Below are 14,970 nucleotides of genomic sequence, written 5' to 3' on the forward strand. Positions count from 1 at the left end.
GACCTGCCTCATATTGAGGCGGAATCGCCTCGGCTGGAAAGCACCATGGCCCAATAGGGCAGGTTCCTGGAAGATGCATTATGCGCGACGGCGACGCCGAGGCCGTCATAACGCCCGAGCATGTTTTCCAGGTGATGCGGCGAATTGATCCAGGCCATCACCACGGCATCGACGCTCTGCTGGCCCGACGCAATGTTTTCCGCTGCCGGCAGCCGCACGCCGCTCGCCTTGACGCGTGCGCCGAAACTATCGGTCATGCCGATCAGATGCGCCATCTTGCCGGCGCTCGCCATACGTTTTGCCTGGAAGAGGGCGGCAGTCTGGGCCGCCGGATCGACCTCGAGCGGCGGCAGGCCGTTCTTCGCCCGAAGCTGGTTGACGAGCGGCAATACGCTCACCGTCTCGTCCTCGCCGTTCGAGGGCGTACCGGCAATTCGCGGGGTCGTGGTGCAGCCGGCGATGCCGGCGGCGAGCGCAAGTCCGGAAAGACGCAGCAGGCCGCGCCTGGAAAGATCGATGGATGTCATGTTACCGGCGATAGCTGAAAAGGCGAAGGATGACGAAGAGCGGGATGACGATCGTCGCCCCGAGGAGGAGATAGTCGCCGACGCGCCCAAGTGCCGAAAAGCCCCGGTGCCAGATCTCCAGGATGAAGTCGCGGAACCCATAGATGATATTCCACGGCGTCAGGCCGAATACGGTCATGACGAAACCGACGATCAGCGACACCACGACGAGTTTTATCAATGTGCGGCCGAGCGAATCGCCGAGGAATCTGTTCACCTGATCGGACATGCGCCATCTCCTGTTTGCCCATGGGAATAAGGTTGCGGAGCGCCGCCCGCAAGCCCTTTCCTGGATTGGCCGTTCCGCCTCTGAAATAGGACTTGAGTTTTTTTGTGGCCGCCGCCAAATGCGGGCAAAAGAACGGGTGCATGATGCAATCTCATCAGCTTTCCTCAGGCGACGTCATCGCCGACCGCCGCGCCGATTATGCCAGAATGCTCGAAGAGGGCGGCGAGCCGGCGGCGGCGGCCGAGTTGATGGAACAGGCGCTCGAACTCGTGCCCGCCTGGGCCGCCGGCTGGTATCGCCTTGCCACCTATCTGGAAAAGGCGGGCAGTGGGGAAGCTGCGATCGAGGCCTATCGCCGGACGATCGCCCTCGATCCCGAGGACATATTCGGCGCCACCCTCAAGCTCGCCCTTCTCGGCGACACTACGATCCCCGACCGGCCGCCGAGCCGCTATGTCAAGCGCCTTTTCGACGATTACGCCGACCGTTTCGAAACCGCCCTCGTCGACAAACTCGATTACAGCGTCCCGCAGAAACTTGCCGCCCTCGTCGCCTCCACCGGCAGGCGTTACGAATGCGCCGTCGATCTCGGCTGCGGCACCGGCCTGCTCGGCCCGGAAATCCGTGGCCGTATCGGCCGTCTCGAAGGCTTCGACCTCTCGCAGAACATGCTGGGGAAGGCACAGGAGAAACAGGTCTACGATCACCTCGCCCAGGCCGATCTCTCGCTCGAGCCCGATCTTTCCGGCCTCTTTGCGGATGCGGCGCGCGATCGCGCCGATCTCGTGACGGCAGCCGACGTGCTGATGTATCTCGGCAATCTCGAAAGCGTTTTTGCCATCATAGGAGAGCTAGCGACATCAGGTGCCGACATTGCCTTTTCCGTCGAGGATGGAGGGGAGGGCGGGAGCTTCCATCTCGCCCCGTCGCTGCGTTATGCCCATTCGGAGGCCTATGTCAGGCTGCTGCTCGCCCGTCACGGCCTCGAAATCCTCAAGGTCGTCAAGACGGTCATTCGCAAAGATGGCGGAAACTCGGTTTCCGGCATTCTGTTCCTTGCGCGCAAACCGGCGTGAACGAATGTTTCTTGCGATTTTTTAATAGATCAGCATTGCTTACCTATATCGCTTGATCGAGATGCCAAAATGCTGATATTGCATGGATATCCGCAGCGCGCGCGGCGATAAAACGTCGAGGGTGCCAGCTCATTTCATATTGAGAAATTCCATCGTGCCGGGGCCTCGCCTCCGGCGCGCTCCCGAACTCGTTTGCTGTTGGAGACCGGCGACATGACACAGCGCATCAATGCCCTCGGCGTCTGGAATACCAGTGCGACGCGCCATACGCCGATCGAGGACGTACAGGGCATCTTCTCCGGCAGCCTCGTCGCAGCGCTCGGCCTTTATGTGCTTGCCAGCGCCGGCCTTCTGACGGGCAGCACCGCCGGCGTGGCCTTCCTCCTACATTATGCCTTCGGCGTCAATTTCGGGCTTGCCTTCTTCCTCCTCAACCTGCCGTTCTTCTATCTCTCGTGGAAGCGCCTCGGCATGGCCTTCACGCTCAAAACCTTCATCGCCATCGGCCTGACCTCGGTGCTATCAGACGTGCAGTCGCGCTTCTTTTCGATTTCGAGCATCCACCCGGCCTGGGCGGCGCTTCTCGGCGGCCTGCTGCTCGGCTTCGGCCTGCTGGCGCTCTATCGCCACCGCGCCAGCCTCGGCGGCGTCGGCATTCTCGGCATCTACCTGCAGGAGCGTTTCGGCATCCGCGCCGGCCTCGTCCAGCTCGCCATCGACATGTGCGTGCTCGCCGCCGCCTTCTTCGTCACCACGCCGCCCGTCGTCTTCTATTCGGTCCTCGGCGCCATCGTCCTCAACCTCTTCGTCGCCATCAACCACCGCGCCGACCGCTATATCGCGCTGTAAGGTGACGGCTTTTCTTGGCACGCCACGGCCAGACTCAAACCTTAAAAATCCGTAACCCATTCTAAACAAATCGTAACTTGCCTCTGATCGACCCCGGCGCGACACTCCTCCTCGCGCCGGATTTGATGAGGTGAACTATGTCAGATTTGGAAAAGCTTGTGAGACGCCGCATGCAGGAAGAATACGCCAAGGGCGCTTCCGCAGAGGAAATTACTAAGGTCGTCCGCGACATATTCAACAGCACCGACCTTTCGGACCATCGGGTTGACGCCGGTGCCGCACGGGCCGCCAGGGCTCGTGAGTGATTAGATATTCGACCGACCCGAGTTCTTCGGGTCGGTTGCTAAACTATTGATTACGCTGCCTTTGTCGCGGCATCGATCGGATGCTGCGAGCGGAAGCCGACGGCGAGCCGGTTCCAGATATTGATCGCACCGATCGCCACAGTAATCTTCGTCATCTCCTCTTCGGAAAAATGCGCCTTCAGCGCTTCGTAGTCGGCATCCGGCGCGCCTGTCTTTGCGAGATTCGTGACGGCGTCGACCCAACCGAGCAGGGCGCGTTCGCGGGCGTCGTAAATCGGCGATTCCCGCCAGACGCACATCAGGTTGATCCATTGTTCGCTGAGCCCGTCATGGCGGGCTTCCTTCACATGCATGTCGACGCAATAGGCGCAGCCGTTGATCTGCGAGGCGCGCAGCTTGATCAGGTGGATGAAGCGGCGCTCCAGCCCGGAAGACTGGACATATTGTTCGAGTGCGGCGACCGCCTTGTAGGCATCGGGAGCGGCTTTGGCGAAATTGAAACGTGGTTGCATGGTCATTCTCCGTGTTGGGGCTCAACGAGCCGTCTTGCGTTCATGAATTTCAAGGAAAGCGCAGCCTCGGGCTGCGATCGATCCGTCGTCGAGGGCATTCAGTTCGATGCCGATATCGGCAATGCTGGTCTTGGCGAGCTCGGCGCGATAGACCCGTTCGGCCCGGAGCATCGCCGCGCTGATGTTGCAGGGCTTGGCGAAGAAGCGGTCGGAGACCGGGTTCGGTCCGCGCTGGCGGATTTCGGCGCAGCGAAAGGCCGGCGCCGGCCCCTCCACGGCAAGCAGGATGTCGAGCAGCGAAATCTCCGCCGGCGCCTTCGCCAGCCGATAGCCGCCCTTCGGCCCCGGCACGGTATCGAGGATGCCGGCGCCCGACAGCGCCTGCAGATGCTTCAGCAGGTAGCTCGTCGACACACCATGGAATTCGGCGAGCGCAGCCGCCGAAAGCACGCTGCCTTCGGACAGGCCGGACAGCATGGCGACGCTGTGAATGGCCTGTTCGACCCCATCGCTCATTTTCATACGCGCGGCCTCCTCAATTCGTGGATAAAAAATATCCACGATTATGGCGATTGTCAAGAGGCGCCTTCGCGGCTTGCCTTTATCCCTGCGCTGGATAGAAACGACAAAAGCCGACAGGGGAACATCATGGCATCCAACGCCTTCGCAGGCCTTCTGAATTCCAGCGCCGATCGCCATTCTCTGTTCGACGACGCGCAGGGCATCATCGCCGGCAGCATGCTTGCCGTGCTCGGCGTCTCGCTTCTTTCCGGCGCCGGGCTGCTGGCCGGCGGCACCGCGGGCCTCGCCTTCCTCGCGCATTACGCCACGGGGATCAGTTTCGGCCTCTGCTTCTTTGCCGTGAACCTGCCCTTCTATTATCTCGCTTTCCGCCGACTGGGTGCCGCCTTCACCATCAAGACCTTCCTCGCCATCGGGCTGACTTCGGTCCTGTCGGAATTCGCGCCTGGCTTCATCGGCATGACGCATGTCCATCCCGTTGCCGGTGCGCTCTTCGGCGGCCTCGTCATCGCCGCCGGCATGCTGGCGCTGTTTCGCCATCGCGCCAGCCTCGGCGGCATAGGCATCCTTGCGCTCTATATTCAGGATCGTTTCGGCTGGCGCGCCGGCTTCGTCCAGCTCGGCTTCGACTTCATCGTGCTGGCGCTCTCCTTTTTCGTCGCCAGCCCCTTCATCATCGCCTGTTCGTGCTCGGCGCGGTCGTGCTCAACCTGACGCTCGCCATCAATCACCGCAAGGACCGCTATATCGCGATGTGAGCGGCAGGCGGCTCTTCTTTTTCCTTCCTATTTCACTACTTTCAGGGCGTGGACCAGATCGATTCCGAAGCCCGCGCCCTGCTTCCTGCCGCCTTTGCCCGCTGGTTTGCGGAAAAGGGCTGGCGCCCGCGCGCCCATCAGCTGGAGTTGCTTTCCCGCGCCGAAGCCGGTGAAAGCACGCTGCTGATCGCGCCGACCGGCGCCGGCAAAACACTCGCCGGCTTCCTGCCCTCGCTCACCGATCTCACCCGCCGCGGCAAAATTCCGCCCGGCTCCGCCTTCACCGGCATCCATACGCTCTACGTCTCGCCGCTGAAGGCGCTGGCGATCGATATCGAGCGCAACCTGATGAAGCCGGTCGAAGAGATGGACCTGCCGGTCACGGTCGAAAACCGCACCGGCGATACGCCGAACGCCAAGCGCCAGCGTCAGAAGCTCAATCCGCCGGATATTCTGCTGACGACGCCGGAACAGGTCGCCCTGCTCCTGGCGAACCGGGAGGCCGAGCGCTTCTTCAAGGACCTGAAATATGTGGTCCTCGACGAGCTGCATTCGCTCGTCACCTCCAAGCGCGGCCACATGCTGTCGCTCGGCCTTGCCCGCCTGCGTCGCCTTGCTCCCGACCTGAAGACGATCGGCCTGTCGGCGACCGTCGCCGAGCCGATGGACCTGCAGAAATGGCTGGTCGGCCAAGAGGAGGGGGGCGAGCATCATGCCGGTCTCGTCGTCGTCGAAGGCGGCGCTAAGCCTGACATCGCAATCCTGTCGACCGAGGAGCGCATTCCCTGGTCCGGCCATTCCGCGAAATATGCCATTCCAGATGTCTATCGACAGCTCCTCGAACACAAGACGACGCTGCTCTTCGTCAATACCCGCAGCCAGGCCGAAATGCTCTTCCAGGCGCTGTGGACGGTCAATGACGACAACCTGCCGATCGCGCTCCACCACGGCTCGCTCGATGTCGCCCAGCGCCGCAAGGTCGAGGCGGCGATGGCCGAAAACCGGCTGCGCGCCGTCGTCGCCACATCGACGCTCGATCTCGGCATCGACTGGGGCGATGTCGATCTGGTCATCCATGTCGGCGCGCCGAAGGGCGCCTCGCGTCTGGCCCAGCGCATCGGCCGCGCCAACCACCGCATGGACGAGCCCTCGAAGGCGATCCTCGTGCCGGCCAACCGTTTCGAGGTCATGGAGTGCCAGGCGGCCCTCGACGCCAATTATATCGGCGCGCAGGACACGCCGCCTGTCGGCCGCGGCGCGCTCGACGTGCTCGCCCAGCACGTGCTCGGCATGGCCTGCGCCGAGCCCTTCGACATGCTGGAACTCTACGGCGAAGTCACCAGCGCCTCACCCTATGCCGATCTCAGCTGGGAAACCTTCGAGCGCATCGTCGATTTCGTCGCGACCGGCGGCTATGCGCTGAGGACCTACGAGCGATACGCCCGCATCCGCAAGACCAAGGAGGGCCGCTGGCGCGTGTCCAATCCTGCGGTCGCTCAGCAATATCGCCTCAATCTCGGCACCATCGTCGAAAGCCCGATGCTGAATATCCGCATGGTGAAACGCGGCGAGGGCGGCCGGATCGGCCGCGGCGGTGCCACGCTGGGGAAGGTCGAGGAATATTTCCTCGAGCAATTGTCGCCGGGCGATACTTTCATCTTCTCCGGCAAGGTGCTGCGTTTCGAGGGCATCCGCGAAAACGAATGCCTGGCGTCGCAGGCCTTTTCGCTCGATCCGAAGATCCCGTCCTATGCCGGCGGCAAGTTTCCGCTGTCGACCTACCTCGCCGAGCAGGTGCGGGCGATGATCGCCGATCCCGATCGCTGGCGCCATCTGCCCGATCAGGTGCGCGACTGGCTGTCGCTGCAGAAGGACAAGTCGGTGTTGCCGAAGCGCGACGAATTCCTTGTCGAAACCTTCCCGCGCGGCAGTCGCGGCTATATGGTCGCCTATCCCTTCGAGGGCCGTCTCGCCCACCAGACGCTCGGAATGCTGCTCACCCGCCGGCTGGAGCGGGCGGGCGCCAAGCCGCTCGGTTTCGTCGCCACCGATTATTCCCTTGCCGTCTGGGGCCTCGAGGATATGGGGCTGATGATCGGCAACGGCCGTCTCAGCCTCTCCGACCTCTTCGACGAGGATATGCTCGGCGACGATCTCGAGGCCTGGCTCGACGAATCCTTCCTGCTGAAGCGCACCTTCCGCAATTGCGCCGTGATTGCAGGCTTGATCGAGCGCCGCCATCCGGGCAAAGAAAAGAGCGGCCGCCAGATCACCGTCTCCGCCGATCTGATCTACGACGTGCTGCGCAGTCACGAGCCGGATCACATCCTGCTGCAGGCGACGCGGCAGGATGCGGCGACGGGACTTTTGGATATCGGCCGTCTTGGCGATATGCTGAAGCGAACCAGGGGGCACATCACCCACCGCGCCCTCGACCATATCTCCCCGCTCGCCGTGCCGGTGATGCTGGAGATCGGGCGGGAGCCGGTGCCGGGTGAGGCTCATGATGCGCTGCTCGCCGAGGCGGCGGACGATCTGATCGCCGAAGCCTTGGCCTGACGAATTTGGAAACGACGACAGTGATGAACCGCCTGGCGCTCGCGCGCGACATATCGGGATTGGCTGCGGTGCCGGGCGTCGAGACCGCCGTTCATGGCATAGCCGCCGTCTGCGATCCACTGGGCGCCCTCTACCTGCCGGATGCCGGCCTGCTCGTCGTCTCCGACCTGCATCTGGAAAAAGGCGCAGCTTTCGCGCGCCGCGGCATGATGCTGCCGCCCTATGATACGCTGGCGACGCTGACCGTCCTTGCCGCGGTCATTTCCCGCTATGACCCGAAGCTCGTCGTCTCGCTCGGCGACAATTTCCATGATCGTGTCGGCTCCGCGCATCTGCCGGAAAATTTTCGTGCGCTGATCGTCGGCATGGCGCGCGGCCGCGAATGGATATGGGTCAACGGCAACCACGATCCGGATGGCGTCGTCGATCTGCCCGGCGTTTCCGCCGACGAGATGCACTACGCCGGCCTGACCTTCCGCCACGAGCCAAGGAACGGCTTGCAGAGCGGCGAAATCGCCGGCCATCTCCACCCCTCGGCCACCGTGCGCCGGCGCGAGAGATCCGTCCGCCGCCCGTGTTTCGCCACCGACGGCGCTCGCCTCCTCATGCCCGCCTTCGGCGTCATGAGCGGCGGCCTCGATCTTGGCCACCAGGCGATGAAGGGTCTGTTCGACAAAACGTCGCTGGTGGCGCATCTCCTGGGGCGGGATCGGATCTATTCGGTCAGGTACGGGAATTTGCGGGGGTAGCGTTTGTCCTCGATGGGGGTGCCACACGGCACGCCCTTAAATTCAATTGCACCCCTGCAATTGCTGCTGATACGTCCCCGCCATCCGCGCAAATTTCTGCGCTGTCTGCTGCAACTGCCCGTTCGAGCGCCAGTCGCCGCGCTTATATCCCGTCGGCCCGGAATAATAGGCGAGATAGAGATTATAGGCGTCATTCAGCGGAATGCCGGTCTCGGCGCTGTTCTGATAGTGATACCAGCCGATGAAATCGATGGCGTCGGCGAAGTTCGTGCGCCGCGCCGTCCAGTTCCCCGTCTGCGACTGGTAGTGATCCCATGTTCCGTCGAGCGCTTGCGAATAACCATAGGCCGTCGACGGCCGGGTCCAGGGAATGAAGCCGAACAGCCTGGTGCGCGGCGGCCGCGCATAGGGCTGGAAGCCGGATTCGGTGTACATCGTCGCCATCAGGATCGGCACGGGTACGCCGTATTTCTTCTCCGTCCGCTCGGCCGCACTCTGCCAGCTGGAGAAGAGCCCATCGCGCTGGTCGAAGACGGCGCAAATGTTTCTCGTTTGCTTCGGCGCGGTCGCGCAACCGGCAAGCAGCGCGAGGCCCACGGCCGTCAAAACGATACGAGTACGCATTACAAAACCTCTCGTTTCCGAGAGATTACTAACTCGTAAATGTTAAAAACCGGTTTTTAGTCGAATGCGAACTTTTCTGAAGGTGTCACGGGTGAAGACCCCGCCCCAACCCCTCCCTACAAGGGGGGCTTAACCAAGCCGTTCGCTCCATCGCCCCGCTCACCCGTTTCCATTCGCGGCAATGGGAAGAGAGACGGTAGCTCCGGTTAGTCCCTCCCCCTTGTGGGGAGGGGCTTTGTCCAGGAGTCAGGCAGCATGACCTGCGGCCCGCTACGCCCTGACAGGCGCGGGCGATCGTGCCGCCCTTGCGGTGGATCAGTCCTTGCGGAAGATCAGGCTGGCGCTCCAGCCGGTGATGACCGCGAGCAGTACGGCCGCAAAGCCGTAAAGGATCGGCTGGTCATGCGCCGCATCGGTGATCGTCTGCTCGATGCCGGTCTTGATGACGCGCAGCGGCAGAGACTTTTCGGTGACGAAGTCGCCGCTCTTGAAGAGATAGGCGCGCACCTTATGCACACCGTTCGGGATGTTCGCCGGCAGGCGCAGGCTCGCCTTGAAGAGGTTGGAGGAAACGAACCGGACGCCGCTCGGGTTGCGGTCGTAGAGTGCGCCTGCCTGCTGCAGCCGCAGGAAAGCCTGGCGGAATTCGCCGAGATTGCTGCCGTCGCCGACGAAGCCGACCGGGGTCAGCGGAATGTGATCGATGCCGATCCCCTGATCGGTGAGTTCGAGCGGGGTCGTCAGGTCGTCGATCCCGCGTGAACTCGACATCGAATAGGAGTGCGGCACGGCTTCGAAGGTCATCGAGCGCCTATTCACCCAGATGCCGAAGACGCGTTCCTTCTTGCGCACCGTCGCATCCTCGCGCGGCCCTTCCAGCACGACGACCACGTCATATTGGCCGATGGCGAGCAGCAGCTGGTCGGTGTTCGAAAGCGCGCCGAAGATCGTCAGGTCCGCGCCGTGGAAATCCGAGGTGATGGCAATTTCGCTGGTCGAGGTGCCGATTTCCAGCCCCTCGCGCACCGCTTCCGTGCCCTGGCCCGGCAGCCACTGCGCTTCGGCAATCGCCGGCAGCAGGCAAAGAAAAGCAATGAGGACAGTAAGCAGGCGCATCAGTTGCCTGCCCCCATCACCACCGAGTATACGTCGGCCGGCGTCACTACCAGAGCGACCGCAAGGCGCAGGCCGACGGCGAGCACCAGCAGGCCGAGGAGGGCGCGCAACTGCTCGCCACGCAGTTTCTGGCCGACGCGCACGCCGTATTGCGCCCCGATGACGCCCGCCACCATCAGGATGAAGGCGAGCACGATATCGACGGAGAAGTTCGTCGCCGCCTGCACGATCGTCGTATAGGCGGTCACGAAGATGATCTGGTAGAGCGAGGTGCCGACGACGACATTGGTCGGGATGCGCAACAGGTAGATCATCGCCGGCACCATGATGAAGCCGCCGCCGACACCCATGATCGAGGTGAGGATGCCGATCGCAAAGCCGAGCCCGACGATCGGGATGACGCTGAGATAGATCTTCGATTTCTTGAAGCGCACCTTGAGCGGCAGCTTGTGCACCCAATGCTGGTGGCCGGGCTTGCGCGGCACGGGCGGTTCGTTGCGCGCGGCGCGGCGCATGGCATTGATGCTTTCGAGCAGCATCAGCCCGCCGACGGTGCCGAGGAAGATGACGTACATCAGCGAGATGATGAGATCGAGCTGACCCACCCGGCGCAAAAGCGAAAAGATCCAGATGCCGACCGTGGCGCCCGAGAGACCGCCGACCAGGAGTACCGTGCCGAGCTTGACATCGAGCGTGCCGCGCCGGAAGTGCGTGATCGCACCCGATATCGACGAGGCCACGACCTGGTTGGCGCCTGTGGCGACCGCGACGACGGGAGGAATGTTGTAGAAGATCAGCAGTGGCGTGATGAGAAAGCCGCCGCCGACGCCGAACATTCCTGACAGGAATCCGACGGCCGCCCCCATGCCGAGAATGATGAAGATGTTCACCGACAATTCTGCGATGGGCAGATAGATTGTCACAACCGACCCCGAATGATGGCCGCTCCTGCCGGGCGGCTTCTGTCACGTCCCCGTTCGAATGCGCATCATATTGTGAAATCGTTGCCAGAGGCTTTCGATCGGCCCCTGATCGGCGGTGAGATCGCAGGCAGGGATTCGGCGGATGCGCGGGTCGATATGTCCCGCATAATCCGGCTTTTTTCAGGTTTTGTGACAGGCGGCTGTAAAATTGGAAAAAGCCCCGCGGCGTAACGCCGCCAGGCTCTTTTAGATCGCCTTGGTGCCCTGCTTGTTGTGTTCGAGCAGCGCCTTCACCGTCGCGTCGGTCACTTTGCCGTCCGGCTCCTGGCCGATCGATTTCTGGAAGCTCTTGATCGCGGCAACGGTCTTGGCGCCCATTTCTCCATCCGGAACTCCGGCGTCGAAGCCGTTGTTGTTGAGGATCGCCTGGATGTTGCGGATCGCCTTTTTCATGTCGACGCTTGCCGTCTTCGTGCCCGTGCCCGCCCATTCGTCCGGAACGTCGATGCCGTTGGCGCGATGGTCGAGCGGCTCCGGCTTCCAGAGATCGGCCTTGGCGCGCGCCTTTTCGAGTTGATCGGGCTTCATGGCCTTGGCCACTTCGTCGCGCTTCTGCGCCGCATCCTTGTCGCCGGCCTTGGCGGCGATCGCGAACCACTTGTAGGACTCTTCGAGATCCGCCGGGACCCCGTTTCCGCGGGCACAGAGGATCGCCAGGTTGAACTGGCTGTCGGTGATGCCGAGGTTGGCAGCCTTGGTGAACCACGAGGCGGCCGTTGCATAATCCTGCTGGCCGAGCGCGCCGGAGGCGTAGAGAACGGCGAGATTGTGCATGGCGCTGGCATTGCCCTGGTTTGCCGCCTGCTCGTAGAAGCCCTTCGCCTTGTTGACGTCGCGTTCGACGCCGTTGCCCTTCTCATACATGCTGCCGAGCCGGTATTGCGCCGGCGCGAAGCCTTTATCGGCCGAAAGCTGATACCAGCTTGCCGCCTGCTTCTGATCGACCGCCATGCCGTTGCGGCCGTCCGAATAACGCGCGCCGATTTCGAACAGCGCCAGCGCATCGCCGCCCTGCGCCGCATCGGCCAGCGATTTCGGTTGCACGGTGTCGGGAATGGTGATCGCGGCCTGCGGTGCGGGCGCTGCCGTGGTGGGGGCGGCGGGAACGAAACCCGACGTCTCCTGCGTTGCGCCAGCCGCATCGGGTGCGGCAAGGGTCGCAGCACCTTCGCCGTCGAGCGGCGCCGCGTCGGTCAGATGCTCGCCGGTAACAGGCGCAGCTGCGTCCGGTTGCGCCTGTTCGGCGGCGGGAGGCGTCGCCTCCGCTGTGGGGGCATTTGCTTCGGCAACGCCGGCATCGATCTGTGCGGGCGTCGCTTCGGGCAAGGCCGGCGCCGGATTTTCGGTCGCTCCCGTCAGCGCGGACACCTCTGCCGGCGGCTGCGGCGCGCTCTCGCCGCTCGTCAGCGTGCGGGCAAGCGGAAAGGCCATGATGGCGAGCAGCACGGCGCCGATTGCCAGCAGGATCGGCCGGCGGTAGCGCGAAAAGGCGCTGGTCTTGCCTGTTTTGTCAGTCTTGCCGGCCTTGTCGGCGATCGCGCCCTTCTTTTCTGCCTTGACTGCTGCCTGCTTCGGATTGGCGTCGACCTCCATGGCGGCGGCCTGTGCCGCGCGGCGGGCGGCGGCGATGTAATCGGCGCGGTCGTTTTCGCCGGCAGGTTTGCCGCGCGCGGCACTCTGGCTGGCGCGTACCCGTTCGAGGATCTTCTTGACGTCAGGCGCGCCGGAGCCCGGCTCGAGCAATTCGTTGGCGGCATCAGTCGGAACCACGTCGGCGGGGTCGATCGACGGGGCCGGGTCGATGACTGCCCGTTCGCTGGACTTTGCCTTGACCTCGGCCTTTTTGCCGGGCCGCAGCCGTTTGCCGAGGCTGGCGAGCAGGCTGGCCTTCGCGGGCGCCGGCGTCGCAGCCTCCGGCGAGCGGGTCGCGGCTTCGATGGCGATCGCACTTGCTCCGCTCATGGCCGCAGCCTGCGCCGGGGCGGCAGGCTCCGCCGCGACCTCGGCCGTGCGGATGACGGGAGAGGCCTTCGCCGTCGCGGCAGCGGCCGGAGCCAGGAAAGTTTCGGCCTCTTCCACGACAAGCGCATAGGGATCGACGTCGAAATCGACGTCGGCGACGGGCATCTGGGCGATTGGCCGCCCGCGCTCTTCCATACCGTCGAGGCGGTCGGCGATATGCACCAGCGTCTCGTGCAATGCCTTGAAGGTCTTGTGCGTGCGCTCCTCGCTGTCGCGGGTGATATCTTCGAGATGGCGCAGATCTTCGGCCAGCGCCGTCAGCGCCGACATGTCGGCGGCAGGCACGGCGCCCTGGGCGCCGCCGTTACGCGAATAGGCGTCGACGACGGCTTCCGCCGCCTGCCGGGCGGCCTCGATGATATATTCGTCGCTCGTCGCCATATAGTCTTCGATCGCGCCCATACGGCGGTCGAGATCGGCGGGTATCTGGGCGCTTTCGCGCGGCTCGCTCATCAGTGCCGAAAGATTGGCGATCTGGTCCTCGAGGTTCTTCAGCGCCCTGGGATCGGTCGCCGGCGCTGATGTGCTCTCTTCCAGCCGTGCGGCGATGTCGCTCAGCCGCCCTTCCAGACGCCGGAAGGCGCCGTCCTCGATCGCGGCTGATGGAACCGGCTGCTGATGGGCCATCTCGTCGATGCGCCGGGCGAGATAATCGAGCCGCTGCGCCAGCACGTCGTTGACGGCGCCGTTTTCGAGCGCGTCGATCTTGCGGGAAATGTCGGAAAGCGTGCCGGTGAGGTCGGGCTGCGGGGCGGCCTTCTGCGTCCGTTCCAGGAGATAGGAGAGATGTTCCAGCCGCTCGTCGAGCCGCGACGTCGCTTCCGCCTTCGTCAGTTCCTCGACGCGCGCCGTCAGCGCTTCCAGCCGCATCGCCAGCTCGTCGGCGGGCGCCGTGCGGCTGGCCGCGTCATGGCTCATCACGTCGATCTGGTCGGCAAGCGCCGAAAGCCGGCTTTCCAGCCGCTGCATCAGCGCCGGGTCGTTGGCGGCTGCGGTGCGCCCGCTTGCCGCGATCGCCCGGCTGATCTCGTCGAGCCGCATGTCCATGGCGGCGAACTGCTCGGACATGATCCGGTCGTGCGGCTGGATCATGTTGCCGAACTGCTCCATCGCCGTGGCGATGGCGATGAGCTTGTCTTCCAGCGCCCGTACCGCCGGACTTTCGCCCATGCCGCCGATGTGGCGCTTGATGTCGTCGAGCCGGTAGGCGAGCGAAACGAGTTCTTCCTGCAGCCCTTCGGTATCGAGCGCGGCGAGCCGGCTCTCGAAGCCGTCCCAGCGATTTTCCATGTGACGCAGCGAATCCTCGCGCGCCAGCCCGTCCATCAGCGAGCGCAGTTCTTCGAAGTCTTCGCGCAGGCCGGCTGCCTCCGGCCCGGCGGAACGGCCGGTCAAGTGGGTGATGCTCTGGGCAAGCCGGCTCATGTCGGCGCGGATGTCGTCGGCGAAACGGCCGTCTCCGGCACTCGTTTTGATCTCGCGCAATTCGGCGCGCAGCGCGTTCATCTCGCGGGTGACGCCCTCGGAAATATCGCGCTTCAGGTCTTGGCGCAGGTTGACGAGCGCCTGGGCGATCTCCGTCATCGTGTCATCGCCCGCCCGGAAGGCAGGCTGCGGGGCGGCGGCGCGTGGCATGGGCTCGCGAATCTGGGGTGTTTGTTCTCGTCCATAGGGCCGTTCGCGGCCGGCGTCGAGAGCGCGCTGGCGCTGGCGGATTTCCGCGAGCGGATCCGGCCGCGGCTCGAGCGGCGCTCGTGCGGGATGCGGGGCATGTGAGCTGGCGTAAGGATCACGCTCGGCCGTTGCCGTGCGCGGCCGCTGGTCGCGCCCGCTGCCCATCAGCCCTTCTATCCGCGCCTCCAGCCCCTCGATCGTGCGGTTCAGCGCATCAAGCGAGGTCCTGTCGGACTGCCGGGAAGGATTTGATCGCGATCCGTTCATCTTCTTGCTCGCTTCGACTGCTCGACCTCTCGTCAGAGCTCGATCCGTGGCTTTTCCGTCTTTGGCCCGCGTCTTCACGCCGGCCGGAGCGCACCATTCATCAGAAGATAGTCAATTAGACTTTTCTCAAGCTGAACGATGTAGCGGCATCCTTAGAAA

The 14,970-nt window shown here is 63.7% G+C and carries 12 protein-coding genes and 1 pseudogene; 5 read left to right on the forward strand and 8 right to left on the reverse strand.

Going from position 1 to position 14,970, the window contains the following annotated elements:
• Window positions 1-8: 8 nt before the first annotated feature.
• Both ATY78_RS00175 and ATY78_RS00180 read right to left on the reverse strand, forming a co-directional pair.
• Window positions 9-527 (reverse strand): CAP domain-containing protein, encoded by a 519-nt coding sequence (locus tag ATY78_RS00175; protein ID WP_088680347.1) that lies wholly within the window; start codon window positions 525-527, stop codon window positions 9-11.
• Window position 528: 1 nt separating this feature from the next.
• On the reverse strand, window positions 529-795 hold the full coding sequence (locus ATY78_RS00180; protein WP_088680348.1) for a DUF6460 domain-containing protein: 267 nt from the start codon (window positions 793-795) through the stop codon (window positions 529-531).
• Window positions 796-938: 143 nt separating this feature from the next.
• Between ATY78_RS00180 and ATY78_RS00185 the strand changes: the two genes are divergently transcribed.
• Together ATY78_RS00185 and ATY78_RS00190 are read left to right on the forward strand one after the other, a co-directional pair.
• Entirely contained in the window at window positions 939-1,871 is a 933-nt protein-coding gene (locus ATY78_RS00185; protein WP_088680806.1) for a methyltransferase, read from the forward strand.
• Window positions 1,872-2,084: 213 nt separating this feature from the next.
• The gene (locus ATY78_RS00190) at window positions 2,085-2,720 is read left to right on the forward strand and encodes a YitT family protein (RefSeq protein WP_088680349.1); all 636 of its coding nucleotides are present in this window, start codon (window positions 2,085-2,087) and stop codon (window positions 2,718-2,720) included.
• 355 nt (window positions 2,721-3,075) lie between these two features.
• Here ATY78_RS00190 and ATY78_RS00195 read toward each other — a convergent pair whose 3' ends face one another.
• Both ATY78_RS00195 and ATY78_RS00200 read right to left on the reverse strand, forming a co-directional pair.
• A complete protein-coding gene (locus ATY78_RS00195; protein WP_088680350.1) occupies window positions 3,076-3,537 on the reverse strand; it encodes a carboxymuconolactone decarboxylase family protein in 462 nt (153 codons plus the stop codon).
• A gap of 21 nt (window positions 3,538-3,558) precedes the next feature.
• The gene (locus tag ATY78_RS00200) at window positions 3,559-4,059 is read right to left on the reverse strand and encodes an Rrf2 family transcriptional regulator (RefSeq protein ID WP_088680351.1); all 501 of its coding nucleotides are present in this window, start codon (window positions 4,057-4,059) and stop codon (window positions 3,559-3,561) included.
• 126 nt (window positions 4,060-4,185) lie between these two features.
• On the opposite strand from ATY78_RS00200, the pseudogene ATY78_RS00205 reads away from it, so the two are divergent.
• The 3 genes and pseudogenes from ATY78_RS00205 to pdeM all read left to right on the forward strand — a co-directional run bounded on the left by ATY78_RS00205 (window position 4,186) and on the right by pdeM (window position 8,125).
• A pseudogene (locus tag ATY78_RS00205) lies at window positions 4,186-4,817 on the forward strand (YitT family protein).
• 48 nt (window positions 4,818-4,865) lie between these two features.
• A complete protein-coding gene (locus ATY78_RS00210) occupies window positions 4,866-7,376 on the forward strand; it encodes a ligase-associated DNA damage response DEXH box helicase (RefSeq protein WP_088680352.1) in 2,511 nt (836 codons plus the stop codon).
• A 23-nt stretch (window positions 7,377-7,399) separates the two neighbouring features.
• Entirely contained in the window at window positions 7,400-8,125 is a 726-nt protein-coding gene (pdeM, locus tag ATY78_RS00215; protein WP_088680353.1) for a ligase-associated DNA damage response endonuclease PdeM, read from the forward strand.
• 42 nt (window positions 8,126-8,167) lie between these two features.
• Here the strand turns inward: pdeM and ATY78_RS00220 are convergent, their stop codons facing one another.
• The 4 genes from ATY78_RS00220 to ATY78_RS00235 form a co-directional block, all read right to left on the reverse strand.
• A complete protein-coding gene (locus ATY78_RS00220; protein ID WP_088680354.1) occupies window positions 8,168-8,749 on the reverse strand; it encodes a transglycosylase SLT domain-containing protein in 582 nt (193 codons plus the stop codon).
• 315 nt (window positions 8,750-9,064) lie between these two features.
• Window positions 9,065-9,865 (reverse strand): TIGR02186 family protein, encoded by an 801-nt coding sequence (locus ATY78_RS00225; RefSeq protein WP_088680355.1) that lies wholly within the window; start codon window positions 9,863-9,865, stop codon window positions 9,065-9,067.
• A complete protein-coding gene (locus tag ATY78_RS00230) occupies window positions 9,865-10,788 on the reverse strand; it encodes a sulfite exporter TauE/SafE family protein (protein WP_088680356.1) in 924 nt (307 codons plus the stop codon). The genes ATY78_RS00225 and ATY78_RS00230 overlap by 1 nt, the downstream gene beginning before the upstream one ends.
• Before the next feature lie 246 nt (window positions 10,789-11,034).
• A complete protein-coding gene (locus ATY78_RS00235) occupies window positions 11,035-14,811 on the reverse strand; it encodes a peptidoglycan-binding protein (RefSeq protein WP_088680357.1) in 3,777 nt (1,258 codons plus the stop codon).
• Window positions 14,812-14,970 lie beyond the last annotated feature (159 nt).

Source organism: Rhizobium sp. R635, assembly GCF_002211285.1.
GTDB lineage: Bacteria > Pseudomonadota > Alphaproteobacteria > Rhizobiales > Rhizobiaceae > Rhizobium.